The organism is Streptomyces sp. NBC_00028 (assembly GCF_045041065.1).
Classification (GTDB): Bacteria; Actinomycetota; Actinomycetes; order Streptomycetales; family Streptomycetaceae; genus Streptomyces.
Genome location: NZ_CP108293.1, coordinates 3,615,561 through 3,640,420 on the forward strand (window position 1 = coordinate 3,615,561; position 24,860 = coordinate 3,640,420).

Here is a 24,860-nt window from a genome sequence, read left to right on the forward strand (position 1 = left end):
CGTCGCATGCCGGACTACCTCGACGACCTCCGCTTCGCCCACGTCCTCGCCGACGCGGCCGACGCGGCCACCATGGACCGCTTCAAGGCCCTCGACCTCAAGGTCGAGACGAAGCCGGACATGACGCCGGTGAGCGAGGCGGACAAGGCAGCGGAGGACCTGATCCGCACCCAGCTCCAGCGCGCCCGCCCGCGCGACGCGGTCCTGGGCGAGGAGTACGGCCTCCAGGGCACCGGCCCCCGCCGCTGGGTCGTCGACCCGATCGACGGCACCAAGAACTACGTCCGCGGCGTCCCCGTCTGGGCCACCCTCATCTCCCTGATGGAGGCGGGCGAAGGCGGCTACCAGCCCGTCGTCGGCGTGGTCTCCGCCCCCGCCCTGGGCCGCCGCTGGTGGGCCGCGAAGGGCCACGGCGCCTTCACGGGCCGCAGCCTCTCCTCGGCCTCCCGACTGCGCGTCTCCCAGGTCTCCAAGCTCTCCGACGCCTCCTTCTCCTACTCCTCCCTCTCCGGCTGGGAGGACCAGGGCCGCCTGGGCGGCTTCCTCGACCTGACCCGCGAGGTGTGGCGCACGCGCGCGTACGGCGACTTCTGGCCCTACATGCTGGTCGCCGAGGGCGCGGTCGACATCTGCGCCGAACCGGAGCTCTCGCTCTGGGACATGGCCGCCAACTCGATCATCGTCACCGAGGCCGGCGGCAGCTTCACCGGCCTCGACGGCCGCCCCGGCCCGCACAGCGGCAACGCGGCCGCCTCGAACGGGCTCCTCCACGACGAGCTGCTGGGGTATCTGAACGAGCGGTACTGATCGTTCCCCACCTCTTCACCGAAAAGCGCAGATGAGCGCGTGCGCCCTCAATTGGCCGCACGCGCCCCCTTGTTGACCCTCGCTTTACCTGCGACTCTGGGGAGACCCTCATTTGTGAACTTGTGAATCGCTGAACTAAGTCAGCGATTCCTCAGGAGGTGACTCCGCACCCATGCTCGTTCGCGACGCCATGAGCACCGTCGTCCTCACCATCGGCCCGACCCACACCCTCCGCCAGGCAGCCGCCCTGATGTCCGCCCGTCACGTCGGCGCGGCCGTGGTCCTCGACCCCGACGGCACCGGCATCGGCATCCTCACCGAACGCGACATCCTCAACGCCGTGGGCCTGGGCCAGAACCCGGACAGCGAACCCAGCCACGCCCACACCACCACCGACGTCGTCTTCGCGGCGCCGTCCTGGACCCTGGAGGAGGCGGCGCGGACGATGGCCCACGGCGGCTTCCGCCACCTCATCGTCCTGGACCGGGGCGAGCCCATCGGGATCGTCTCGGTGCGCGACATCATCCGCTGCTGGGCGCCCGCGCGACAGCAGATGACCCTCTCCCACTGAAACCCACCGAACCCATCGAACCCATCGAACCCGGCGAGCCCATCGCACCCATCGCGCCCGCCAATTTAGACAAAGTCCAAAGTCAAACTCATTCGCGACCTGGTCCCCTTCTGTTAGGCTGGCGCCTATGAGTGACCTTCTGGAACGACTTCGCGGACGTGGATGGCGGATGACCGCGCAGCGGCGCGTCGTGGCCGAGGTCCTCGACGGCGATCACGTCCACCTGACGGCCGACGAGGTCCACTCACGGGCTGTCGCGAAGCTGCCCGAGATCTCCCGCGCCACCGTCTACAACACGCTGGGCGAGCTGGTCTCGCTCGGCGAGGTCCTCGAGGTCGCCACCGACAAGCGCGCCAAGCGGTACGACCCCAACGCGCACCGTCCGCACCACCACCTGGTCTGCGCCCAGTGCGGCGCGATCAAGGACGTCCACCCCGGCGGCAACCCGCTGGCGGACCTCCCCGACTCCGAGCGCTTCGGCTTCAAGGTCTCGGACGTCGAGGTGACGTACCGCGGCATCTGCCCGAACTGCGCGGCGGCGTAAGCGAGCACGCACAAAGCCCCGGCGCCCTCCGCGGTACCGGGGCTTCGTGCTGCCCACAGGCTTCCCGGATCTGACGGACCGTCATATGGTCTACGGCACCCACCAGTCCGTTCCGCACCTCCGCGAGGAGACCCCGTGGGAGAGCCGTATCCGAAACTCCACGCACATGACCTGACCCGAACCTTCGGCCGGGGCCCGGGCGCGGTGGCCGCCCTCGGCCCGCTGGACCTCTCCATGACCGCCGGCGAGTTCGTCTGTGTCGTCGGCCCGTCGGGCTGCGGCAAGTCCACCCTGCTGCGCATCACGGCAGGCCTGCTGCGCCCGAGCACGGGCCGCCTGGAGATCCGCACCACCAGCCGCCACCCTGCCGCCATGATCTTCCAGGACTACGGCATCTACGACTGGAAGACGGTCCGCGCCAACGTCCGCTTCGGCCTCGACATCCAGCGTGTCCCGCGCGGCGAGGCGAACGCCCGCGTCGACTCCTGGCTGGCCCGGCTGGGCCTGGCCGACTTCGCCGACGCCTACCCGGCCGCGCTGTCGGGCGGCATGCGCCAGCGCGTGGCGATCGCCAGGGCGCTCGCGGTGGAGCCCGAACTCCTCCTGATGGACGAGCCGTTCGCCGCGCTGGACGCCCAGCTCCGCGTGATCCTCCAGGACGAGCTGCTGGAGCTGACCCAAGCGCTGCGCACGACCACCCTCTTCATCACGCACAGCCTGGAGGAGGCGATCGTCCTCGGCGACCGGGTGCTGGTGATGTCCGCCCGCCCGGGCCGCGTCATCGCCGAGCACCGCCCGCCGTTCCCCCGCCCCCGCACCGGCGACATCCGCGACACCCCCGAATTCACGTCCCTGAAGAGCGAGTTGTGGGACCTGCTGCGCAAGGAGGCGATACCGGCATGACGACGCTCGCGCCCGACCGGGAGTCGGTGCTGGTCCGCGCCCCGGGCCCGCGGGAACTGCATCCCGTACGAACCCACCGCCGCCGAAGGGCCGTTGAACTGTCCCTCGCGGTCGCCGTCCCCCTGCTCCTGATCCTCCTGTGGCAACTGGCCGCCACCCGGTCCTGGATCGACGCCCGCGTCTACCCGGCACCGTCCACGATCTTCGCGGACGGCTGGGACCGGGCGGCGGTGGGCGACCTGTGGCCGGACGTGTGGGCCACTGTGAAACGCGTCCTCGCCGGCTACGCGCTGGGCACGGCGGCGGGCTGTCTGCTGGGCCTCCTGATGGGTTCCCTCTCCCTGCTCCGAGCAGCCCTGGAACCGCTCCTGGACGCCCTGTACGTGGTCCCGAAACTCGCCCTGCTCCCGATCTTCCTGAACATGTTCGGCCTGGGCGAGGGCCCTCAGGTGGCCCTGGTGGCGACGACCGTCTTCTTCTTCGTCTGGATCTCGACGATGTCCGCGGTCATGGCGATCCCCTCCGGCCACCGCGACGCCGGCCAGGTCTTCGGCGCCTCTCCCTGGCAGATGTTCCGCCATGTCCTGCTCCCCGCCTCCCTCCCCGCCGTCCTGGTCGGGGCGCGGATCGCGGCGGGCGTGGCGGTCCTGGTGATCGTCGCCTCGGAGCAGATCGCCGCGACGAACGGCCTCGGCCATCTGATCTTCGACTCACGTGCCCTGTTCCAGAACGACGTGATGTTCGTCGGCATCGTGTGCGTGGCCGTGCTCGGCGTCGTCTTCTCCGAACTGGTGCGGGTGGTGGGCCGGTTGCTCACGCCGTGGGCACCGCGGGACCGGGGCCGGGGGCAGTCATGAGGAAGCACGTCTGCGCGCTGGCCGCCGCGACGGCCGTACTCCTGACGGCATCGGCCTGTGGCGGATCGCCGTACGACTCGGACACCCGGCCCGGGACCAGGGCGGGCCACCGCACGATCAGCCCGGTGGAGGGCTGCGGCGACACGGCCCTGACGGACCCCGCCGACCTCTCCCCGACCCGGGAACCGGCCCGCTGCCAGCAGGGCGCCCCGCCCGCGCGGCCCCTCACCGAGCGACGCAAGCTGACGATCGCGACGGGCACGCTGAGTGCGGAGTATGTAGCACCCCTCCAAGTAGCCCTGGACAAGGGCGAGTTCAAGAAAGAGGGGCTGGACGTCACCCTGAAGGTCCTCCCCACCCCCGACGCGCTGCCCCTCCTCGCCAAGGGTGACGTCGACGCAGTCTGGGCGGCGCCCGAGGCGGCCGTGATGAACGGCATCCGGGGCGGCTTCGACATCCGGTGGGTCGCCGGGAACTTCTCACCCGACCCGGAGTCGAAGAGCGGCCTGTGGGTGCGGCTGAAGGACGGCGAGACGGCGAACGACGTGTCCATGGCCGGCCGCAAGCTCGGCACCATGATCGGCAAGGGCTCCGTCATCGCGTACCCCATGGAGAAGGCCCTGGAGCGGCACGGTGGCGCCCTCGACAAGATCACCTACCAGCAGCTCGGCTCCGCCGACGTCCTCACCGCCCTTCAGAACGGCGGCGTCGACTCCGCCTGGCTCCTCGACCCGGTGTGGCGCAAGGTCGACGGCGAGCCGGGCTACGCCTTCCTGGGCGGCCAGCCCGCGGGTGAGCCCCTGGGCGGCATGCTGTACGGCCGCAGCCTGCTCCAGGACGACGTGGACGCGGGCGTGGCCTTGCTGCGGGCGTACATCCGCACGGTGAACTCGTACTTCGCCACGGACTATAAACACGACGAGACCTTCGTCACCTATCTGGCGAAGCTCCTGAAGACCGACAAGGCGATCCTGGCCGCCACCCCGCCCCTCCGCATGGACTGGGAGATCCGCAAGGGCACGACGGACCGCCTCCAGGCGGCGTACAAGGCGCAGGGCGTGACGGAAGGGGCGGCCCTGCCCGAGACCAGGACGGTGGACCGCTCCTTCTACGAGGAGGCCGTGGGCCAGGCCCCCTGAACCCACCGGAACACACCGAGGGCCGGAACCCTTTCGGATTCCGGCCCTCGGCCTTCAGTAGCGGGGACAGGATTTGAACCTGCGACCTCTGGGTTATGAGCCCAGCGAGCTACCGAGCTGCTCCACCCCGCGTCGATGAACTGAACACTACGTCAAGGACAAGAGCAGAGGCAAATCAATACCCGCACGCCCCATTCCTACCCGGCTGCGGGCAGTCGTGCCGCTGGGGCGGCACGGGTGGGCGCTGGGGGTCCCCCCTCTGGGGGAGGCACCCCGCCAGCGCGGGCAGCGAAACCCCGACCACCCCAGCCCCCACCCAGCCGCACCCGGCAAACGGCCCCACCCCACCGTCACGCCGACAGCTCCTCCCGCAGCGCGTCCCGCAACCGCGTCGCCCGCTCCGAAACCTCCGCCGGTCCCAGCGACACCGCCCGGTCCGCCCAGCGCTGCCCCTCCGCCAGCTCCCCCCGACGCGCGTAGACCAGGGCCAACCGCAACGCCGCCCGCCCGTGCCCCGCGTCAGCGGCCCGTGTCCACCACACGGCGGCCTCCGGCTCACTCCCCTCGCGCGCCAGCAGCAGCCCCAGGTTGAAGGCGCCGTTCCGCGACCCCGCCTCCGCCGCCTCCCGGTACCACCGAGCCGCCTCCACGACGTCGCCGCGAGCCGCCGCGAGCATGCCCACCCGCACCTGCGCCCGCCGATGCCCCTGAGAGGCAGCGCGCTCGTACCACTCCTCGCACTCGGTCTTGGACAGGTGCACGGACTCGCCGAGCTCGTGCGCGGGCGCGGGCGGCCGTCTGGCGTCCAGCACGGTGGCCAGGCGGTACGCCGCCTCCGCGCTGCCGCCTCCCGCGGCGCATCGCAGATGCCGCTCGGCCTCCGGCTCGTCGCCGTCCCGCAGCCGGGCGATGCCGACCTGGAGCGCGGCCTCGGTGTGCCCGGCGGCGGCGGCCCGCTCGTACCAGCGCAGCGCGACGACGTCGTCCTCGGCGGTGCCCCGTCCGGCGAAGAGGATCCCGAGGTTGAACGCGGCGTCCACGCTCCCGGCCTCGGCCGCCTTGGAGAACCACGGCTCGGCCCCGGTCGCGTCCCCGACCTGGAGCAGCAGGATCGCCAGCGCGTTCGCCGCCTCGCGGTGCCCGGCGTACGCGGCCCGCCGGTACCACTGCTCGGCCTGGGCGGTCCGCCCCTGCTCGGCGCAGAGCAGCCCGAGGTTGTACGCGCCGTTCACGTCACCGGCGTCCATCGCGGCCCGGTACCAGCGCTCCGCGGTCTGGGTCTCGCCCCGCTCGGCGTGCAGCGCGCCCAGCGCGTTGGCGGCGTTGCCGTCACCGTCCTGCGCGGCCCGCAGCCACCACACGGCGGCGCTCTCGGTGTCCCCGGCGTCACGCAGCAGGAACCCGAGCGCACAGGCGGCCCGGGCCTCGCCGTCCTTGGCGGAGGTCAGGTACCAGCGCCCGGCCTCCTTGAGCTCGCCGCGCTTCTCCAGGATCGCGCCGAGGTGCAGCGCGGCCCGCTGGTGTCCGCGCGCGGCGGCCTGCCGGTACCAGTTCTCGGCCTCCGCCGATGAGACACCGTTGTCAGCCCCGTCGTCGTCCGCGCTCGACGCCTGTCGATCAAGGGCGCGCGCGAGGCGGTACGCCGCCTCGCGGTGCCCGCGTTCGGCCGCGGCGCGCATCCACTGGCCGGCCCCGGCGTCCCCGCGGTGCTCCAGCAGGTCGGCGAGGGCGTACGCGCCGAGCGCGTGGCCCTGCTCGGCGGACTGCTGGAGCCAGTACTGGGCGGCGGGCTCGTCGCCCCGCTCGCGGTGATGGCGGCCGAGGGCGTGCGCGGCGGCGGCGGAGCCGGCGACGGCGGCGATCCGCCACCATCCGGCCGCCTCGTCGGCGTAACCACGCTGGTGGAGAAGGACACCCAGGTTGTTGGCCGCGGCCCGGTCGCCCGCGGCCGTGGCGGCACGCAACTGGGGCTCGGCTCCGTCGAGATCACCGCGGCGCAGCAGCATGGCCCCGAGGACGCTCATCGCCTCGACGTCGCCGGCTTCCGCGGCGAGGCGCCGACGCACTTCCTCGGCAGCTTCCTCGGCGCCCTCCACCGCCCCGTCGCGATCGGAGGGCTGCGCAAATCGCCCTGTCTCGTACAGAGTTGCCTTGTCCCCCATAACATCCATCGTCGCACCACCTGCAACCTGGGTACACCTGGTATACCGCAGCCAGTGAGGTCACTTCAGCGTTTTGTCGACATGCCCACAGAGAGACAAGTCAAACACAGTTCCCCCAACTCCCCACGGCGGCACGTCCATCCCTCCTTGCGGCACACGCGTTCGTAGACCGTTCGCACATCACGAAGGCCCGGATCCTTGATCAGGATCCGGGCCTTCGTTTTCAGTAGCGGGGACAGGATTTGAACCTGCGACCTCTGGGTTATGAGCCCAGCGAGCTACCGAGCTGCTCCACCCCGCGCCGTTGTGAAGCAACCGTATCACGGCGCGGGGACGGTCATTCGATCAACAGCTGATCAGCCGCTGGGACTACTGCTCGGGCTGGCGCTCGGTTTGGAACTCGGCTTGGAACTCGGGCTGGCGCTGGGGCTCGCGCCGGGCTTCGGCGTGGTCTTGTCCTGCTTGGACTGCGCCTCCTCGGCCCGCTGGAGCGCGTCCTCCAGGTCCTTCTGCGCCACGCCGTACGCCTCCCAGTCGCCCTTCTTCAGGGCTTCCTGGCCGTCCTCGAAGGCCTTCTGGGCGTCGTCCAGCGCCTGTTGGACCGTCGGGTTGTCGGACGTCGGTGGCTTCGTCGTGGTGTCCCCGCCGTCGTCCTCCGGTGGCGTGGTGGTGTCGCCCTCCGCGCCGAAGACCTTGTTGAGGGCCTCGCCGAGGGTGTCCTCGAAGGCGGTGTTGCCTCCGTAGGTCACCAACACCTTCCGCAACAGCGGGTACTTCAGTCCACCACCGCGTACGTAGACCGGCTCCACGTAGAGCAGTCCCCCGTCGAGCGGCACCGTCAGCAGGTTGCCGTACTCCACCTTGGAATCGCCTCTGTTGAGGAGGCTGATGGTCTCGGCGATCTCCTGTTCGGAGTTGAACTGGCTCTGTACCTGTTTGGGACCTTGAACGGTGGTGTTCGTCGGCAGTTTCAGGATTCTGATCTTGCCGTACCCACCGGTGCCCGCCTCGGCGTCGACCGACATGAACGCGCTGAGGTTGTCCCGGCCGTTGGGCGTGAACGTCGTCGTCAGCGAGAACGCCTGCGACGACTGGTCGGGCATCTTCATGCTCAGGTAGTACGGCGGCACCGCGTCGCCCGAGGTGTTGGTCGGGTCGTCCGGCACCTGCCACACCTCGGAGCCGGACAGGAACGTCGTGGCGTCCTTCACGTGGTAGCGGCTGAGCAGCTCGCGCTGGACCTTGAACAGGTCCTGCGGGTACCGGAGATGGTCCATGAGCGACTGCGAGATCTCGCTCTTGTCCTTCACGGTGCCCGGGAACGCCTTCATCCAGGTCTTGAGGACCGGGTCCTGGGTGTCCCACTGGTAGAGCTTGACCTGACCGGTGTACGCGTCGACGGTCGCCTTCACCGAGTTGCGGATGTAGTTGACCTGGTTCTGCTGGGCCACCACCGCGCGCGAGTTGTTCGTCGCGGTCAGCGAGTCGGCCGTGGTGTCACCGAGGGTCGTACGGGACGAGTACGGGTAGCCGTTCGTCGTCGTGTACGCGTCGACGATCCACTGGATCTTGCCGTCCACGACCGCCGGGTAGGCGTCACCGTCGATGGTCAGCCAGGGCGCCACCGCCTCGACGCGCTCCTTGGGCGTGCGGTTGTACAGAATCCGCGAACCCTCGCCGATCGCACCGGAGTAGAGGATCTGCGGCTCGCTGAACGCCACCGCGTACGCGGCCCGGTTGATCGGGTTGGAGAGGTTGACCCCGCTGTCGCCGGTGTAGCTGAAGGTCTTCTCGCCGTTGTCGTCGGAGTAGTCGATCTCCTTCTGGGGACCGCCGACGATCGAGTACTCGGTGGTCTTCTCGCCGTAGTAGACCCGCTGCTGGTACGTGCCGAGGTCGCCCTGTGAGGGCAGGTCGGACTCGGTGAAGACCGGGCGGCCCTCGGAGTCGGCGGCGGTGCCCTTGGCGGCGACCACGCCGTAGCCATGGGTGTAGCGGAAGTGGTCGTTGATCCAGTTGTTCTTCGGAATGCCGTTGAGGTTCAGCTCACGCAGACCGATGACCGTGTCCTGGTCCTTGCCGTCCTTGCTGTAGCGGTCGACGTCCAGGTTGGTCGGGAACGCGTAGTAGTTCCGCATCTGCTGAAGCTGCTGGAACGTCGGCGAGACGATGTTCGGGTCCATCACGCGGATGCTGGCCGTGCTGTCGACGTCGTCGCGCAGCTTGGTCTTGTCCGAGGTGGTGGACGTGCCGTCGTACTCGGTGACCTGGGCGTCGTCGATGCCGTACGCCTCACGCGTCGCCTTGAGGTTCTTCTCGACGTACGGCGCTTCCTTGGCCTGCTCGTTCGGCTGGACCTGGAACTTCTGGACGATCGCCGGGTACAGACCGCCGATGAGGATCGCGGAGAGCACCATCAGGCCGAACCCGATGACCGGCAGCTGCCAGGTGCGCCGCCACAGGGTGGCGAAGAACAGCAGGGCGCAGATGACGGCGATGCAGAACAGGATCGTCTTGGCCGGCAGATACGCGTTCGCGTCGACGTACCTGAGGCCGGTCCAGTTGTCGGTCGCCTTGAAGTCGCTGGACTTGACCGCGAGGCCGTACCGGTCGAGCCAGTACGCCACCGCCTTCAGGGCGACGAAGATGCCGAGCAGCACCGACAGATGCCCGGTCGCGGCGGCCGTGGCGCGCGCGCCCGGGGAGGTGATCCGCAGACCGCCGTACAGGTAGTGGGTCAGCGCGGCGGCGATCACGGACAGGATCGCGGCGGCGAAGCCGAAGCCGAGCAGGAACCGGTACCAGGGCAGGTCGAAGGTGTAGAAGGAGATGTCGAGCTTGAACTGCGGGTCCTTCTGGTGGAAGGACACGCCGTTGACCCACATCAGCCAGGTCCGCCACTGGCTCGACGCCGAGGCACCCGCGATGAGACCGACCAGCGCGGTGATCCCGAGCAGCAGCCACTTCTTGTACGGCGCGATGCCCATGCGGTAGCGGTCGAGGTTCTGCTGCTCCATCGACATCGCGCTCAGCGGCGGCCGCAGCCGGTGCGCCAGCCAGATGTTGAAGCCGACCGCCAGGGCCATCAGCAGGCCGAAGACGAAGAACAGCCCGATCTTGGTCCACAGGGTGGTCGTGAACACGGACGAGTACTTCACCGACCGATACCAGAGCCAGTCGGTCCAGAACCCGGCGAACATGGTGAACGCCATGCCGAGTACGGCAAGGACGCCCAGCGTCATGAGCAGGGTCCGGACACGCCGGGACGGGCGGCCCACTCTCATCCGCGGCCCCGTGGGGCCTCCGCCGCGGTCCGGCATCTGGAAAGCCAAGGTGCGCACCTCGAAGTTCGCTGTTGGTCCGTCAGGCCCGCGCTTTCACGGGCCGTCCGTGGGCCACGTGATCGTAGGCCCTCACCTATGCAACTTACTCACGCTTTACTCGGTTCCCGATTCCGGCCATGAACGAGGCAGGATTGTGACCATGTCCAACACCCCCATGGCGGCGAGCCCCCTGACCCGGGCCGTACTCGAGATCGACGAGTACGTCTCCGGCCTCGGCTGGGATCAGCCCGCTCGCCTTTTCGCCCTCGTAGACACCGCGCGACTGCGGGTCCAGGAACCCGCCCTCGCGGCCCAGCTCGGCCTGGAGGAGGGCCAGGAGTCCGCCGCGCTCACCCCGATCGAGCAGGAGGAGATCCCGGCGGGCAAGCCGCTGGACGAGTTCCTCGGCACGATCGCCTGGCCCGACGCCGTCGCCGGCTGCGCCCTGACGGTGGAGCGCCTCATGCTGCCCCCGTCCGCCGAGGCCCAGGTCCCGGAGGGCCTGAGCGACAAGAAGCTCGCCCAGTGGGTCGCCAAGCACCCCGACCGCCAGGAGGTCCGCATGACCGTCGCGGTCCTGCGCGACGGCACCCGCGACTCGGCCGTACGCCTGCGCGAGAAGGACTCCCCGACGGAGGTCCTCACGGGCGGCGCCCTGGTACCGGGCCTGGCGGAGGCCCTGGCGGCGACGTTCGAGGACTGATTGCCTCGTGTACGTAAACGGGGGCGCCCTCGGTCTTGAGGGCGCCCCCGTTCATGTACGCGTGTGCCGGTCCGGTCAGCCCTTGGTCGTGCACTTCGGCAGGTCGGATGTCTTGCCGGAGCGGATGTCCTTGAGGGCGCCGAGGGCGTCCTCGATGGTGTGCACCTTGACCAGGGTGAGCCCGCCGGGGGTGTCCTTGGCGGCGGAGGCGCAGTTCTCGGCGGGCGTCAGGAAGTACTGCGCCCCCTTGTCACGAGCGCCGACGGTCTTCATCTCGATGCCGCCGATGGGGCCGACCTTGCCGTCGTCGTCGATGGTGCCGGTGCCGGCGACGAACGAGCCGCCGGTGAGGCTGCCCGGGGTGAGCTTGTCGTAGATGCCGAGGGAGAACATCAGACCGGCGCTCGGGCCACCGACGTCGGCGAGCTTGATGTCGATGGTGAACGGGAAGGTGTGGTCGGTCCCGGCGGTGATGCCGACGATGGCGCGCTTCTCGAGCTCGTCGTCGGACTCCTTGGTCGTGATGGTCACGTCCTCGGTCCCGGTCGCCGTCTTGTTCTCCTTCTCCGCGGCGGCCTGCTCCTTGGCGGGCACAATCGTGAAGGTGACCTTCTCACCGGGCTTGTGCTTGGTGACCAGCTCGGCGACGTCGGTGGGCTCCTTGACGGCGGTTCCGTCGACGGCCTTGATGACGTCACCGGCGTGCAGGACGCCCTCGGACGGGGAGTCCTTGGCGACCGTGGAGACGATCACGAAGGACTTCACCGGGATGTCCAGCTCCTTCAGGGCGGCGACCTTGGCGCTCTCCTGGGACTGGCTGAACTCCTCGGCGTTCTCCTGGGTGGACTGCTCCTCGGTCTTGCCGTCGGGGTAGAGCGTGTCGTGCGGCACGACCTTGTTGTCGTGCGCGAGCCAGCCGTACACCGCCTCGACCAGGTTCATCTTGTAGTCGGCGCTGGTGACCCGGACGGTGGTCATGTTGAGGTGGCCGCTCGTGGCGTACGTCTTGCGGCCCGAGATCTGCAGCACCGGCTCGCCGTCGTGCTCGCCCAGGGTGTTCACCGTCGGCCCCGGGGACATCTCCGAGTACGGGACGGGGATGAAGACTCCCGCGCAGAGAAGCGCGATCAGCATCAGGGTGGAGGCGAGCATCGTCGCGGTGCGGCGTGGCATGGAACGACAGTACGGGACGCGCCTGTCAGCGTCCCGTCAGGGCTGCTTCTCCATCAGGGCTGCTTCTCCATCGCCTTGCGGAACCGGGCGTAACCGTCCAGCTCGGGCCCGTCGCTCCGCGCGCTGCGCGTCCGGTTGGCCCAGCTTCCCCACACACCGGCACCGATCGCAGCCACAAGCGGAATCAGCAACCAGGCGAGCGCCGCCATGCCGACCTCCCAACCGATGAGCAACCGCAACTGACTGATCAGCAGATTAACCATCCGCACTGACAACGCTCATGTGCGGGGTGCGGTTACGCAACTGGAGGGAGGAGCAGGTGGTATGGCCGGGGGTCAGCAGGCGCCGACCCACTCCTCGGTCCCGTCGGAGAACTTCTGGTGCTTCCAGATCGGCACTTCGTGCTTGAGGTCGTCGATCAGCTTCCGGCACGCCTCGAAGGCCTCACCCCGGTGCGGACAGGAGACGGCGACGACGACGGCGAGGTCCCCGACGGCCAGATCCCCGACGCGATGCACGGCGGCCAGCGCCCGCACCGGGTACTCCGCGACGACCTTCTCCGCGATGCGCCGCATCTCGGCCTCGGCACTGGGATGGCACGAGTAGCCGAGTGCGTCGACGTCCGCTCCCCCGTCGTGATTCCGCACGGTCCCCACGAACAGCGCGGTTCCCCCGGCCGCCTCGTCCCCGACGGCCGTGAAGACCTCGTCCAGCGAGAGGGGCGTCTCACGAATGGCGATGAGCTTGATCGGCTCGTCGGCAGTCCGCTCACCGGGATGGTCGTAGGTGGTTCCCATGACCCCATCGTGCCTCACGCACGGGAACACGGGGAATAGCGCTATCGCCCGGCACGCGTGTGTGCGCGTTTGGAGCCTTCTACAGGAGCCGCGACTTGCTCAGCTGGGGGCTGTCGTGCCGCTGGGGCGGCACGGGTGGGCGCTGGGGGTCCCCCCTCTGGGGGAGGCACCCCGCCGGCGCGGGCGAGCGAAACCCACCCCCGCCCAGCCCTCGCCCCGGGCATCTCGCTCAGATCCGCCGACGAGCCTTTCGAGCCCTCCGCACCACCGCAGCCGCGCCCAGCAACGCCACCGTCGCCCCAGCCGCACCCGCGGCCGTCGCGTCCTTGCGCCCCAGCCTCCGCCCGGCCACCGTGTGCCGCCCGGAGACCTCCTCCAGCAGCTCCGCGAGAACCTCCTCGTTGGTCCACTGCGGCCGCCACCCTGCGTCGTGCAGCCGGCTGCCGCTCACCACCCAGGGGTACATCGTGTAGGCGAGGTCCCCGGCGGGAGACGGCGTCAGCCCGATGCGGTGCAGCCGGGCCGCCGCCCCCAGCGCGACCGCCGACGGCAGCTCCATCCGCCGGATCCCGCTGAGCTCCTCGACCTCCTCCTGCTCCAGCCATCCGTCGCAGCCGACGGCGAGCTCGCCCTCGACCTTCTCCAGGACGGCGTACTCCAGAGCGCTGCACAGGTCCTCGACATGGCAGAACTGCCAGGCGGGCCGCGACCCGGCGACGACAAGGAGTCGAGGCGACTCGAAGTACCTGGTCAGCGCGGTGTCGGTGCCACCCACGAGCACGGCCGGCCGCACCACGGTGACATTGAGCCCAGGATGCGCCCGAGGTGCCCGGCGCGCGAGCCGCTCGACCTCCAGCAGGTCCCCGACGCCGGTCGCCTCCGCGGTCGCCCGCAGCTCCGCGTCCTCGGACAGCGGCAGCGCGTTGTCCTCCAGCGCCCCGTAGACCATGGCGGACGTGCACAGCACGACCCGGTGCACCCCGGCCGCGGCGGCGGCGGTCAGCACGGTCTGCGTACCCCGCACGTTGTACGCCGTCCGGGCGGCCGCGTCCGTCTCCAGATCGAGGTCCAGGGCCAGATGCACCACGACGTCCGCGCCGCGCAGCTTCTCCGCGATCGCCGGGTCCCGTACGTCGAGGATGTGCCACTGCGCCGCCGCGCACTCGCCGCGCCGCTCGTCGATGGCGATGACCTGCTTGATCTCCTCCGAGGCGGCGAGCCGCTCGGTGAGCAGCGCGCCGACTCCGGCGGCGGCACCGGTCACGGCGACGACGGGCCCGCGCAGGCCGGGACCGGTTGACTGGTTTCGCGCTGCGCGAACCTGCGGATCAGGGGAACTCACCGGGCGTCTCCAGCGGTTGTCTTCAGTACGAGCGCTAGTGACGCGTACGTACCAGGTGGCATCCATCCTGCCGCAGGCCGCGAGTCGGCGGAGCACCGAGGCCCGAACCGCCCGCGGTGTTTACGCTGGGTGGTGTTATCGGGCAGTCGCGCCGCCGGGACACCGGTGGCCTTACCAGCCGAGGAATCCCGTGAGTGACACCCCATTCGGATTCGGCCTTCCGCCGGAGGAGCCGGACGACGGCGACGAGGGCAAGAAGAAGGACCAGCAGAGCGGTGGTGGTCAGGGCCCGGCCAACCCGTTCGGTTTCGGCGGCCTGCCCGGCGCGGGCGGCTTCGGCTCCCCCGGCGCCGACAATCCGTTCGCGGCCATGTTCGGTTCCCTGAACCCCAACGACCTGGGCGCCGCGTTCCAGCAGCTGGGCCAGATGCTCTCGTACGAGGGCGGTCCGGTGAACTGGGACATGGCCAAGCAGATCGCCCGCCAGACAGTCTCCCAGGGCACTTCTGACGGCACCAAGGACGCGAGCGTCGGTCCCGCCGACCGCACCGCGGTCGAGGAGGCCGTCCGCCTGGCCGACCTCTGGCTGGACGACGCGACGTCCCTGCCGTCCAGCGCGGGCTCCGCCGTGGCCTGGTCCCGCGCGGAGTGGGTCGAGGCGACCCTGCCCGCGTGGAAGGAGCTCGTGGACCCGGTCGCCGAGCGCGTCGGCACCGCCATGGGCGACGTCCTGCCGGAGGAGATGCAGGCCATGGCCGGCCCGCTGATCGGCATGATGCGCTCGATGGGCGGCGCGATGTTCGGCACGCAGATCGGGCAGGCCGTCGGCGTGCTCGCGGGCGAGGTCGTCGGCTCCACCGACATCGGCCTGCCGCTCGGCCCGGCCGGCCGGGCGGCGCTGCTGCCGATCAACATCGAGGCCTTCGGCAAGGACCTCGGCGTGCCCAAGGAGGAGGTGCGGCTGTATCTCGCCCTGCGCGAGGCCGCCCACCAGCGCCTGTTCACGCATGTGCCGTGGCTGCGCTCGCACCTGTTCGGCGCGGTCGACGGCTACGCGCGCGGGATCAAGGTCGACACCGCCAAGCTGGAGGACGTGGTCGGCCAGTTCGACCCGCAGAACCCCGAGCAGCTCCAGGACGCGCTCCAGCAGGGCATGTTCCAGCCGGAGGACACGCCTGAGCAGAAGGCGGCCCTGGCCCGTCTGGAGACGGCTCTGGCGCTCGTCGAGGGCTGGGTCGACGCGGTGGTCCACGCGGCCGCCAAGCCCCGGCTGTCGTCCGCGGACGCGCTGCGCGAGACCCTGCGCCGCCGCCGTGCCTCGGGTGGCCCGGCCGAGCAGACCTTCGCCACGCTGATCGGTCTGGAGCTGCGCCCGCGCCGCCTGCGCGACGCCTCCCGGCTGTGGGCCTCGCTCACGGACGCGCGCGGTGTCGACGGCCGGGACGGCCTGTGGGCCCACCCGGACATGCTGCCGACCGCGTCCGACCTGGACGACCCGGACGGCTTCGTGCACCGCGAGCAGCTGGACTTCTCCGAGCTGGACAAGATGCTCGGCGAGGCGGCGGAGAAGCCCGACCTGCGCAAGAAGGACGAGGACGAAAAGGGCGACGACTCCGAGTGAGCCTGTTCGACGACGCGGTCCTCGTACTGAAGAGCTACGAGGACCAGGAAGAGCTGCGCCAGACCTACCTCGACCATCTGGCGAGCCACCCGGACGGCATGTGGAAGGCCTGCGGCGACGGGCACATCACGGCGAGCGCACTGGTGATCGACCCGTCACGCGGGCGCGTGCTGCTCACCCTTCACAAGAAGTTGCGGATGTGGCTCCAGATGGGCGGCCATTGCGAGCCGGCGGACGCCACGCTGGAGGCGGCGGCGCTGCGCGAGGGCACCGAGGAGTCGGGTATCGACGGCCTGACCCTGCTCCCCGGCGGTCCGGTCCGCCTGGACCGTCACCACACCCCGTGTGCCTGGCATCTCGACGTCCAGTACGCGGCGCTCGCCCCGGTGGGCTCGGTCGAGGCGATCAGCGACGAGTCCCTGGACCTGCGCTGGTTCGCGTACGACGAGGTGGCGGACGTGGCGGACGACTCGGTCGTACGCCTGCTGGAAGCGACGCGCGCGCGGCTGTGAACGTGTAAGGGGCGACCGCCCTTGCGGTCGCCCCTTACCTGCCAGGTGCCGGCTAGCTCCAGACGTTGCCCTGGTTCTGCCCGCGTGCGCCCTGCTGGCCCATCCCGTACTGGGCGGCGATGCCGGAGCCGATCTGTGCGTTCTGCGGCGGCAGCAACTCGCTGGGCTGGACGATGGCGTAACCGCTGCCCATGAAGCTGAGTTCCCAGCCCTCACCGGTGTTGCCACGGCGCCGGAACACCCCGGAGGAATGCGTCTGGGCCTGCATCTGGACGCGCAGCGAGGTCGACCAGGCGACGATCGCGTCGGCGTCGCAGTTGACGTACTTGTCGGGGGTGACCTGCATCATCAGCGGCATGCCGGAGGTCATGAGGGCGACCTTGCCGCGGCCGGTGATGTTGAGCTGGTACTTCCCGGAGCCGGAGATGCCGTAGAGGCTGTCGACGGCGATGACCTCGTGGTGCAGCGAGGAGTCCATGGCGAGGACGTAGGAGCTGTCGACGGTGAGGCCGTCCTGCTCCACGTCCACGAGGTGGACGTGCTGCTTGAGGTTGGCGAGGTAGACCGTGCCCTGCCCGTGGCAGCGCATGAGGTCCAGGCCCTCGCCGGTGCGCGCACGCGCGCGTCCCTGCTGGTTGGACTGGTACTCGGCGTCGAACTCCATCATCCCCTGGTAGGCGACCATCGTGCCCTTGCGGGCGAGGATGTCGTCGTGGCCCTCCAGGGTGACGCGGAGCATCTGCTTGTTCTGCAGACTCCAGCGGTCCTGGGTCTGCTGGTCGTTGTAGGCGAAAATCGGGCTCTGCATGGCGTTTCTGGCTCCCCCTCAGCCCCGGACCCGGAGACGGTCGGTGCTGTCCTCGCTGGGCTGGACGACGACGATGCCCTGGCCGGAGAAGGCCATCTGGTAGGCCTCACCGCTGCCCCGGCCGATGAGCGACTGCGCCTTGAAGCTGCGCTTGCCCTTGACCTTGAGGTTGGGCGACCAGGCGACGAGCGCGTCCGGGTCGACGTACGTCTCGTCCTCGCCACCGCCGCAGTCGACGACGATCGGCTTGCCCCGGGAGGTCAGCGCGACCCAGCCCTGCCCGGAGATCTTGGTGTTCCACAGGCCCTGTCCGGCGAACTTGGCCAGGCCCTTGACCCGCTCCACGCCCCACGTCAGATGCGCGTCGAAGGCGAGCAGGTTGGTGGCGTTGACGGAGATGCCGTCGCCGTTGAGGTTGATGACGACGACGTTGGCGCCGTAGTCGGCGAGGTAGAGCAGTCCGTCGCCGGTGCACTTCATCAGGGGAGCGCCCTCGCCGGTCATCCAGTCCTTGGCGATCTGGCGGACGGCGGGCGGGTTGGGCTCGTACTGGACGAAGCCCTCGTAGGCGACCATCGAGCCCACGCGCGCGAAGAGGTCGTTCCCCGTCTGCATGGCGACCTTCAGCATGTGGTTGCCGTGGTTCTCCATGCGCGCGGAGACGGGCGCGGGAGCGAAGCCCGCGAGCGGCTGGTTCATGACGGGCTCCCTCAGATCTCGTACGGCTGGACGACGATGAAGTTGCCGGGAGCGGCCCGGAACTGGAGGTTGACGCTCTCTCCGGTGTCTCCGGGATAGGCGTTGCGACGCATCCGCACCTGGCTGGAGACGATCACCTGAGCGGCGGACGACCAGGCGACCACGGCGTTGGCGTCGGCGAAGGTGGTCGGCGTGACCGGGAGGACCACGGGCGTGCCGTGGGTCTTCACGACGATCGTGCCGGTGCCGGTGAACTGCATCGTGAACAGCGCGCCGCCGGGGATGCCGTGGCCCTCGACGCGGCGGACCTCGTACTGGAGGCTCTCGTCGAAGGCGAGGACGTTCTCGGCGGAGACGCAGATGCCGTCGCCCTGGAGTTCGATGGGGTGCAGCATCGTGGAGTTCTCGGCGAGGAACACCTGGCCCTGGCCGGTACAGCGCATCAGCTGCATCTCCTGGCCGGTCACGTTGCCCACGATCCGGCCGGCGAAGCCCGCGCCCTTGTAGCTGAAGTCGACCTTGCCCTGGTAGAGCACCATGCTGCCCTGCCGGGCGAGCACGGGCTGGCCGCCGATGCCCAGGTCGACGCGGACCATCTTCTTGTTCTGCTGCGTCCAGCGCTGGCCGGTCGGCGTCTCCTTGAACTGCTGGAGCGCGGCGGCGACTCCGGGCGCCTGGGCCTGGGGCGCACCCTGGGGTGCGCCGTAGGGGGCGGGCTGGCCGGGGACCTGGCCGTACGGGGGCTGCTGACCGTACCCGGGGGGCGGGGTCGGCTGGCCGTAGCCGGGCGGCGGGGCCGGGGCGTGCGGTGCCTGGGGGGCGTGGGGCTGGCCGCCGTAGCCGGGAGGCAGGGGGGCGGTCTGGCCGGGGGCACCCTGGCCGTACGGCTGCTGCTGCGGCGGCTGGCCGTAGGGGGCGGCCGGTGCGGGCGCCGGGGGCGGCACCGGGGCGCCGCCGGGCGGGGTCAGGGGCGCGACGATGGTGGGCGCGGCGTGCACGTTCGGCGCGGGGGCCGGTGCGGGTGCCGGGGGCGGGGTCGCTCCGGGCGGCGGCGCGAAGCCCTGGGCGGGCTGCGGGGCCGGGGCAGGAGCGGGGGCCGGAGCGGCGGGGGCGCCGAACGCGGGCGGGGCGAACCCGGGCGTGGCACCGGCCTGCGGCTGCTGCGGGGCGGGGGCCGCGGGGGCCTCCTCCTCCATGACCTCGCCGCCGAAGTTCTTCAGCAGCGCCTCCAGGCCGCCGTCGAAGCCCTGTCCGACCGCGGCGAAGCGCCAGACGTCCTTCAGATAGAAATCGCCCAGCATCACGGCGCGTTCGGTGGAGAACTCCGAGCCGTTGAAGGAGTAGCGGGCCACCTCCTCGCCGCCCGCCACGATCCGGAGGTAGCCGGGGGCGACCTGCGACATCTGCCCGGCGCCGTCGATCGTCGCGGTGAACGACAGCTTCTGGATCTGCGCCGGGACCCGGTCGAGGGTGATCCGGAAGGACTCCGTGTCACCCGCCTGGGCGCCCAGGAGCTGAATGGACTCCTCGGGGGACTTCGGCTGGTTGAAGAAGACGAAGTACCGGTCGTCCGAGAGCCGCTCGTCGGCGTCGAGGCCGAAGCAGCTGATGTCGAAGCTCAGCCCGGGGCCGGTGATCTGCACGCCTACGTACAGATCGGTGCCCGCGGTGAGGTCACTGACCTTGGCCTTGTGGCCGCGTTGGAATTCCCTGGCCATGCGTAACGACCGTCCCCCATCCAAAAGCGAGTGCGTCGCGCCAGGCTAACGGCAAACTCTGGGAGCGGACGAAGTCGGTACAGAGCCGGTACACAATCCCCTGCCCGGGAGCACTCGGGAACGCGGGTCATTCCCCCCGCGCGCCCGGCACATGCGGCAGCCGCTCGGCGGCGACCACCCCTTCGAGATAGCCCCGGGCCCGCTCGGTCCGCGGATACGCCTCCAGGAGCCGCCAGAAACGCGGCCCGTGTCCCGGCACGAGCAGATGCGCCAGCTCATGGAGCAGGACGTAGTCGACGACGTACTCGGGCATGCCCTGGAGCCGGTGCGAGAGGCGGATGCTGCCCTCGGCGGGGGTGCACGAACCCCAGCGCGTGTTCTGGTTGGTGACCCAGCGCACGGATTTGGGGCGGGCCCGCCCGTCGAAGTACTGCGCCGACAGCCGCTCGGCGCGCTCGGCCAGCTCGGCGTCGCCGAGCACCCGCTTGCTCTCCTGGGCGGCGAGTTTGTCGAGCATGACGCTCACCCAGCGTTGCTCCTCCGCCTCGGACATCCGGGCAGGGATCAGCACGACGGTGCGATCGCCCTCGCGGTACGCGGAGACCGTCCGACGTCGACGAGCGCTCCTGCGCACCTCGATCGCGGTCGCCCCCGAGCCGCTCGGCGGCTGGCTCGTCGTGCTGCGCTGTGGTGTTCCGGCACGGTGCAGTGGGTCGGCGGACACGCCCCGACGTTACCCGCTGTACATGGCGGAAGTCCCGACTCCGGGACGGTTCGGTTCCGATCCCCCGCCATGCGCTGGATTTGTACGACGAATACCCCCCGCCTGTGGACAACTTTCGGCACGGTCCGTCGCGTCCGGGCATGCTGGCACTCGCCGCCGGAGCCACGGCCGACCACCGGGAGCGCTCGGCGCGGCGTACGGGGTTGTTCCACGAGGACTACGGGGGTCTGTCATGCAGTCGAAGACTTCGCCGGTCGCGGCGTCGAGCGTTGCGTCGGTACCGGTGTCGAGCGTTTCGTCGGTACCGGTGTCGAAGAAGGCACCGGTGCGGATCCCGGTGGTGCCGGTGCTGAAGCCCGCGCTGCGCCGCGGCTGGCGTGATCTCAACACCGTGCAGTTCGGGATGACTCCGGCGCACGCGATGACGCTGGGCCCGATGGACACGGCGACGGGCAGCTTCCTCGACCTGCTCAACGGCACCCGCGGTCCGGCGCTGTTGCGTGAGGAGGGGCAGCGGATGGATCTGCCGGAGGGCCATGTCGACGGGCTGTTGGAGGGGCTCGCGCGCGCCGGGCTCCTCGACGACGCGCGGGGCGGCGACCCGGCGGTGGAGGAACTGAGGAGGAGGAAGAAGGTCCTCGACCGTCTGCGGCCCGACCTGGCCTCGCTGTCCCTGACCACGTCCGAAGCCGGCGAGGCGATGGAACTGCTGGCCACCCGTCGCACCCTGCGCGTCCAGGTGCGGGGCGCGGGCCGGGTCGGCGCGGTGCTGGCCTCGTTGCTGTCGGGTGCCGGGATCGGCGAAGTCGACGTGCGCGACGGCGGCCATGTCGAGGCATGGGACGTCGCACCGGGCGGGTTGCCGGCCGAGTCCGTCGGCGTCCGCAGGGACGAGGCCGCCCGGCGCGCCGTACGCCGCTGCGCCCCCGACAACCCGCTGCGCCGCGGTCCGAGAACCCCGCCCGGGGCCGAGGACCCGGGCTACTCCCTGGTGATCCTCGCTCCGAGGGACGATGTCGCGGTCCACGCCCCGGCCCCCGCCGACTCCTTCGTCGACTCCGGTACGCCCCATCTGTACGCCGGAGTGGTGGAGGCGACCGGTGTCGTCGGCCCGCTGGTGCTGCCCGGCGAGACGAGTTGTGCGGGCTGTCTTCACGAGTGGCGCGTCGACCGGGACCCGGCGTGGCCGCGGTTGGTCGCTCAGTGGCGGTCGGGGGGCCGCCGGGGTCGCCAGGTGCCGCCCTGCGATCTCGCGCTGGCCACGACGGTCGCCGGGCTGGCGGCGGCGCACGCCCTCGCCTTCCTCGACGGGCGGATGCCGTCGAGTGCCGGTGCCCGGTGGGAGGTTTCGCTGCCCGCCCTCAACTGGCATGCGCGGCCGGTCTGGGTGCATCCCGCATGCCCCTGCGGGGCCGCGGAGAAAGGTAAGGCAGAACACACCTCCAATGCCGGGGAGTCGCACGAGACAATGTCGGGACTAGGGCCGTCGACGGAGCCACGCCGCTAGGCAGTCGACACGGCCGGCTGGGACTTGGAGGGCGCATGTCTGATCTTCCCCGGAAGGCGGTCACCCGGACCGCCAAGCTCGCCGCGCTCCCGCTCGGCTTCGCCGGCCGGGCGACCTGGGGGCTCGGCAAGAGAATCGTCGGGGAGTCCGCGGAGATCGTCGGCCGTGAGCTTCAGCAACGCACGGCTGAGCAGCTGTTCAAGGTGCTCGGCGAGCTCAAGGGCGGTGCGATGAAGTTCGGCCAGGCCCTGTCCGTCTTCGAGTCGGCGCTGCCCGAGGAGGTCGCCGGTCCCTACCGCGCGGCCCTGACGAAGCTCCAGGAGGCCGCGCCTCCGATGCCGACCCGGACCGTGCACGGCGTGCTGGAGGAGCGGCTCGGCAAGGACTGGCAGGAGCTGTTCCTGGATTTCGAGGACAAGCCGTCCGCGGCGGCCTCGATCGGGCAGGTGCATCGGGCGGTGTGGCACGACGGCCGCGAGGTCGCGGTCAAGGTGCAGTATCCGGGCGCCGGAGAGGCGCTCTTGTCCGACTTGAACCAACTGAGCCGCTTCGCCCGTCTGTTGGGTCCGCTGATCCCCGGCATGGACATCAAGCCGCTGATCGCGGAGCTCCGGGACCGGGTCTCGGAGGAACTGGACTACGGCCTGGAGGCGCAGGCCCAGCAGGTCCACGCCGAGGAGTTCGCCGACGACCCGGACGTGGTGGTGCCGGCGGTGGTCCACCAGTGCGAGCAGGTCCTGGTCACCGAGTGGATCGACGGCGTCCCGCTGTCCGAGATCATCGCGGACGGCACCCCGGAGCAGCGCGACCGCGCCGGCCAGCTCCTGGCCCGCTTCCTGTTCTCCGGCCCGGCCCGCACCGGCCTGCTCCACGCCGACCCGCACCCGGGCAACTTTCGTCTGCTGCCCGGCGGCCCGGAGGGTGAGGACGACTGGCGTCTGGGCGTCCTCGACTTCGGTACTGTCGACCGTCTTCCGGGCGGCCTGCCCACGCCCATCGGCGACTCCCTGCGCATGACCCTGGGCGACGAGGCGGAGGCCGTCTACGAACTGCTCCGTGCGGAAGGCTTCGTCAAGGACTCCATAGACCTCGATCCCGACGCCGTCCTCGACTATCTCCGGCCGATCATCGAACCGGCGCTGGTCGACGAGTTCACCTTCACCCGTGGCTGGATGCGCAGTCAGGCGGCCCGTATCGCCGACATCCGCTCCCCCGCCTACCAGCTGGGCAAGCAGCTCAACCTTCCGCCGGCGTATCTGCTCATCCATCGGGTGACGCTCAGCACGATCGGCGTCCTGTGCCAGCTGGGCGCGACGGTCCGGCTCCGCGAGGAACTGGAGGCATGGCTGCCGGGGTTCGTGCCCGCGGAGGAGGCGTCCGAGGAGCCCGCGGCGGAGGCGTGAGCGGCGAAGGCACGAAGGGCTGAGGCATGGGGGCTGAGCGGGGGCCTACCACCAGGCCGAGTCCAGCCGCCCCTCGATCGCCCTGAGGTTCTCCCTGGAGCAGGTGTCGCAGAAGTACTCGCGGACGCCGTTCTCCACGGAGCAGGTCCAGGTAGGTCGCGGGCCGTCGGCGGTGACACCGCAGCGGGCGCACACGAGTGGCGGGGGCTCCGGGGCGGAGCCGCCCTCGTCACTACCGCCGGGAAGACTCGTCACGCCGCGACGATATCCCCGCGCCCGGCGGAACGGCGCACAACGCACCGCGGGGGCCGGTCCGTTCGGACAGACCGGCCCCCGCGGGGAGCATTCGCCTCCCGGGTCCGGGAGGCCACCGCTTCAGGTGGTGGTGATCACTGCATGACCGCGATGGCGAGCGCACGGCGGGCGCGCATCGAGGCGCGCTCGGCCCTGCGCTGCATCCGGCGCGCGGCCGCCAGGCTCACGGCCCGGCGCTCCTGCTGCGCGGCGTGCAGTCGCTCGTGCATATGCGCACGAGCCAGGGCTTCTGGTTGGAGTTGCATCTCTCGGGTCCTGTTCTGGCGCAAGTCGGTCGCACCGGTGATGGTGAAGTCTGGAATCGCGGAGCCGGCGGGCTCAGTGGTGGACGGCTTCATCGGGGCCTGCTTCTTGGGGTCGTGCGTGAGGGGGCGGTCGATCGTTCCTGCGATGGTGTTCATGCCGTGACCGGGTTCTTGCGCGGGCGACCACGCGGCCGCTTCCGGGCGACGACGACACCCTGGACGAACAGCTCGCCACCCCAGACGCCCCAGGGCTCACGCCGCTCCTTGGCGCCGGCGAGGCAGGCCTCCATCAGCGGGCAGGTGCGGCAGAGCGACTTGGCGTACTCGACGTCGGCCGGCGACTCGGCGAAGAAGACCTCCGGGTCGTAGGAACGGCAGGGGACGGGTACGCCGAGGTTCTCGATGGCGTCGTCGAGCGCGGTGAGCGCGGTGAGCGGGATCAAGGTGGAGTCCTCCGTGAGGCCGGGCTTGGGGATCGCGTCTGAAGGCGGTACGGACGGGGCGTGCGCTTCGAGTTGCACGGTTGGTTTTCCTCGTCTGGTCGGTCCGGTCCTGTTGGACCGGTGGTCGGCTTGGTACCGGGTTCTTTTCTTGTCCCGAGGCTCCTTCGTCCGTTCTCCCGGTGAGGGGAAAACAAAAGGGCCGCGGATCCCGGATGGGGTTCCGCGGCCCTGAAGGCGCCGGCCTGAGTCGATCAGGCTGGATCACTCCAGGGTTCTGGCCCACGGAAGGCCCACATCAGGTGGTGCTGCGTTGCCTGCTTCCGGCTTCCGGCACCGGCTGCCGTAAAGGCATAGGCATGCGCCTGTCCCTCTACTGCTTCCAGTGCCTTGGTCGGTCGCTCATTGCGCTCACGAACGGGGAGACCCGCGAGAGACACGGAGGACGCCGGGCCGGCGACACGAATGCCGGACAGACCGGTGCCCTGGTTCGAGACGGCGAGCATGCACAGGGAGGCGACGACCGAGCGATCGGTCATTTTCGCGG

At 70.3% G+C, this 24,860-nt stretch carries 24 protein-coding genes, 2 tRNA genes and 1 pseudogene; 11 read left to right on the forward strand and 16 right to left on the reverse strand.

All coding sequences use genetic code 11. From position 1 onward, the window contains the following. Nucleotides 1-6: 6 nt before the first annotated feature. The 6 genes from hisN (at nt 7) to OG885_RS15865 (ending at nt 4,821) form a co-directional block, all read left to right on the forward strand. Nucleotides 7-807 carry a histidinol-phosphatase gene (gene hisN / locus OG885_RS15840; RefSeq protein WP_405731423.1) on the forward strand — a complete coding sequence of 267 codons (801 nt, stop codon included), beginning with the start codon at nt 7-9 and terminating at the stop codon, nt 805-807. 172 nt (nt 808-979) lie between these two features. Continuing rightward, nucleotides 980-1,378: a cyclic nucleotide-binding/CBS domain-containing protein gene (locus tag OG885_RS15845; RefSeq protein WP_405731425.1), complete on the forward strand. Its 399-nt coding sequence runs from the start codon at nt 980-982 to the stop codon at nt 1,376-1,378. A 127-nt stretch (nt 1,379-1,505) separates the two neighbouring features. After that, on the forward strand, nt 1,506-1,922 hold the full coding sequence (locus tag OG885_RS15850; protein WP_405731427.1) for a Fur family transcriptional regulator: 417 nt from the start codon (nt 1,506-1,508) through the stop codon (nt 1,920-1,922). Nucleotides 1,923-2,057: 135 nt separating this feature from the next. After that, nucleotides 2,058-2,825 carry an ABC transporter ATP-binding protein gene (locus tag OG885_RS15855; RefSeq protein WP_405731429.1) on the forward strand — a complete coding sequence of 256 codons (768 nt, stop codon included), beginning with the start codon at nt 2,058-2,060 and terminating at the stop codon, nt 2,823-2,825. Further along, nucleotides 2,822-3,682: an ABC transporter permease gene (locus OG885_RS15860; protein ID WP_405731431.1), complete on the forward strand. Its 861-nt coding sequence runs from the start codon at nt 2,822-2,824 to the stop codon at nt 3,680-3,682. Before OG885_RS15855 ends, OG885_RS15860 begins: the two co-directional genes overlap by 4 nt. Continuing rightward, nucleotides 3,679-4,821, forward strand: coding sequence for an ABC transporter substrate-binding protein (locus OG885_RS15865; RefSeq protein ID WP_405731433.1), 1,143 nt, complete (start codon nt 3,679-3,681; stop codon nt 4,819-4,821). Before OG885_RS15860 ends, OG885_RS15865 begins: the two co-directional genes overlap by 4 nt. Before the next feature lie 58 nt (nt 4,822-4,879). Here OG885_RS15865 and OG885_RS15870 read toward each other — a convergent pair. From OG885_RS15870 to OG885_RS15885, 4 genes are all read right to left on the reverse strand, one after another. Next, nucleotides 4,880-4,953 (reverse strand) — tRNA-Met (locus OG885_RS15870). Nucleotides 4,954-5,171: 218 nt separating this feature from the next. Beyond that, nucleotides 5,172-6,992, reverse strand: coding sequence for a sel1 repeat family protein (locus tag OG885_RS15875; protein WP_405731435.1), 1,821 nt, complete (start codon nt 6,990-6,992; stop codon nt 5,172-5,174). A gap of 218 nt (nt 6,993-7,210) precedes the next feature. Then, nucleotides 7,211-7,284, reverse strand: a tRNA-Met gene (locus OG885_RS15880). Nucleotides 7,285-7,339: 55 nt separating this feature from the next. Continuing rightward, a complete protein-coding gene (locus OG885_RS15885) occupies nt 7,340-10,303 on the reverse strand; it encodes a UPF0182 family protein (RefSeq protein WP_405742748.1) in 2,964 nt (987 codons plus the stop codon). A gap of 163 nt (nt 10,304-10,466) precedes the next feature. Between OG885_RS15885 and OG885_RS15890 the strand changes: the two genes are divergently transcribed. Beyond that, nucleotides 10,467-11,009, forward strand: coding sequence for a PPA1309 family protein (locus tag OG885_RS15890; protein WP_405731437.1), 543 nt, complete (start codon nt 10,467-10,469; stop codon nt 11,007-11,009). A gap of 75 nt (nt 11,010-11,084) precedes the next feature. Here OG885_RS15890 and OG885_RS15895 read toward each other — a convergent pair whose 3' ends face one another. The 4 genes from OG885_RS15895 to OG885_RS15910 form a co-directional block, all read right to left on the reverse strand. After that, the gene (locus tag OG885_RS15895) at nt 11,085-12,182 is read right to left on the reverse strand and encodes a PDZ domain-containing protein (RefSeq protein WP_405731439.1); all 1,098 of its coding nucleotides are present in this window, start codon (nt 12,180-12,182) and stop codon (nt 11,085-11,087) included. 53 nt (nt 12,183-12,235) lie between these two features. Next, complete coding sequence (locus tag OG885_RS15900) at nt 12,236-12,445, reverse strand: hypothetical protein (protein ID WP_405743202.1); 210 nt, start codon at nt 12,443-12,445, stop codon at nt 12,236-12,238. 72 nt (nt 12,446-12,517) lie between these two features. Continuing rightward, the gene (locus tag OG885_RS15905) at nt 12,518-12,979 is read right to left on the reverse strand and encodes a molybdenum cofactor biosynthesis protein MoaE (RefSeq protein WP_405731441.1); all 462 of its coding nucleotides are present in this window, start codon (nt 12,977-12,979) and stop codon (nt 12,518-12,520) included. 229 nt (nt 12,980-13,208) lie between these two features. Further along, complete coding sequence (locus OG885_RS15910; protein WP_399948482.1) at nt 13,209-14,321, reverse strand: SDR family oxidoreductase; 1,113 nt, start codon at nt 14,319-14,321, stop codon at nt 13,209-13,211. Nucleotides 14,322-14,511: 190 nt separating this feature from the next. Between OG885_RS15910 and OG885_RS15915 the strand changes: the two genes are divergently transcribed. Further along, the gene (locus tag OG885_RS15915) at nt 14,512-15,942 is read left to right on the forward strand and encodes a zinc-dependent metalloprotease (protein WP_405731443.1); all 1,431 of its coding nucleotides are present in this window, start codon (nt 14,512-14,514) and stop codon (nt 15,940-15,942) included. Beyond that, a complete protein-coding gene (locus OG885_RS15920; protein ID WP_405731445.1) occupies nt 15,939-16,454 on the forward strand; it encodes an NUDIX hydrolase in 516 nt (171 codons plus the stop codon). Before OG885_RS15915 ends, OG885_RS15920 begins: the two co-directional genes overlap by 4 nt. A gap of 52 nt (nt 16,455-16,506) precedes the next feature. Here the strand turns inward: OG885_RS15920 and OG885_RS15925 are convergent, their stop codons facing one another. From OG885_RS15925 to OG885_RS15940, 4 genes are all read right to left on the reverse strand, one after another. After that, nucleotides 16,507-17,262, reverse strand: coding sequence for an AIM24 family protein (locus OG885_RS15925; protein WP_399948488.1), 756 nt, complete (start codon nt 17,260-17,262; stop codon nt 16,507-16,509). An 18-nt stretch (nt 17,263-17,280) separates the two neighbouring features. Beyond that, the gene (locus OG885_RS15930; protein ID WP_274243173.1) at nt 17,281-17,961 is read right to left on the reverse strand and encodes an AIM24 family protein; all 681 of its coding nucleotides are present in this window, start codon (nt 17,959-17,961) and stop codon (nt 17,281-17,283) included. Between the two features lie 11 nt (nt 17,962-17,972). Further along, nucleotides 17,973-19,679, reverse strand: a complete 1,707-nt coding sequence (locus OG885_RS15935; RefSeq protein WP_405731449.1) for a TerD family protein — start codon at nt 19,677-19,679, stop codon at nt 17,973-17,975. 127 nt (nt 19,680-19,806) lie between these two features. Next, nucleotides 19,807-20,403 carry a M48 family metallopeptidase gene (locus tag OG885_RS15940; RefSeq protein WP_405731452.1) on the reverse strand — a complete coding sequence of 199 codons (597 nt, stop codon included), beginning with the start codon at nt 20,401-20,403 and terminating at the stop codon, nt 19,807-19,809. Between the two features lie 337 nt (nt 20,404-20,740). On the opposite strand from OG885_RS15940, the pseudogene OG885_RS15945 reads away from it, so the two are divergent. Both OG885_RS15945 and OG885_RS15950 read left to right on the forward strand, forming a co-directional pair. Beyond that, a pseudogene (locus OG885_RS15945) lies at nt 20,741-21,953 on the forward strand (TOMM precursor leader peptide-binding protein). Further along, nucleotides 21,946-23,313: an ABC1 kinase family protein gene (locus tag OG885_RS15950; RefSeq protein WP_405731455.1), complete on the forward strand. Its 1,368-nt coding sequence runs from the start codon at nt 21,946-21,948 to the stop codon at nt 23,311-23,313. Before OG885_RS15945 ends, OG885_RS15950 begins: the two are co-directional and overlap by 8 nt. A 45-nt stretch (nt 23,314-23,358) precedes the next feature. Here the strand turns inward: OG885_RS15950 and OG885_RS15955 are convergent, their stop codons facing one another. From OG885_RS15955 to OG885_RS15970, 4 genes are all read right to left on the reverse strand, one after another. Further along, the gene (locus tag OG885_RS15955) at nt 23,359-23,568 is read right to left on the reverse strand and encodes a hypothetical protein (RefSeq protein ID WP_405731458.1); all 210 of its coding nucleotides are present in this window, start codon (nt 23,566-23,568) and stop codon (nt 23,359-23,361) included. Between the two features lie 134 nt (nt 23,569-23,702). Then, nucleotides 23,703-24,029: a hypothetical protein gene (locus tag OG885_RS15960; RefSeq protein WP_399948500.1), complete on the reverse strand. Its 327-nt coding sequence runs from the start codon at nt 24,027-24,029 to the stop codon at nt 23,703-23,705. Next, nucleotides 24,026-24,394, reverse strand: coding sequence for a WhiB family transcriptional regulator (locus tag OG885_RS15965; RefSeq protein WP_399948501.1), 369 nt, complete (start codon nt 24,392-24,394; stop codon nt 24,026-24,028). The genes OG885_RS15960 and OG885_RS15965 overlap by 4 nt, the downstream gene beginning before the upstream one ends. Nucleotides 24,395-24,567: 173 nt before the next feature. After that, on the reverse strand, nt 24,568-24,852 hold the full coding sequence (locus OG885_RS15970; RefSeq protein WP_079311785.1) for a hypothetical protein: 285 nt from the start codon (nt 24,850-24,852) through the stop codon (nt 24,568-24,570). Nucleotides 24,853-24,860 lie beyond the last annotated feature (8 nt).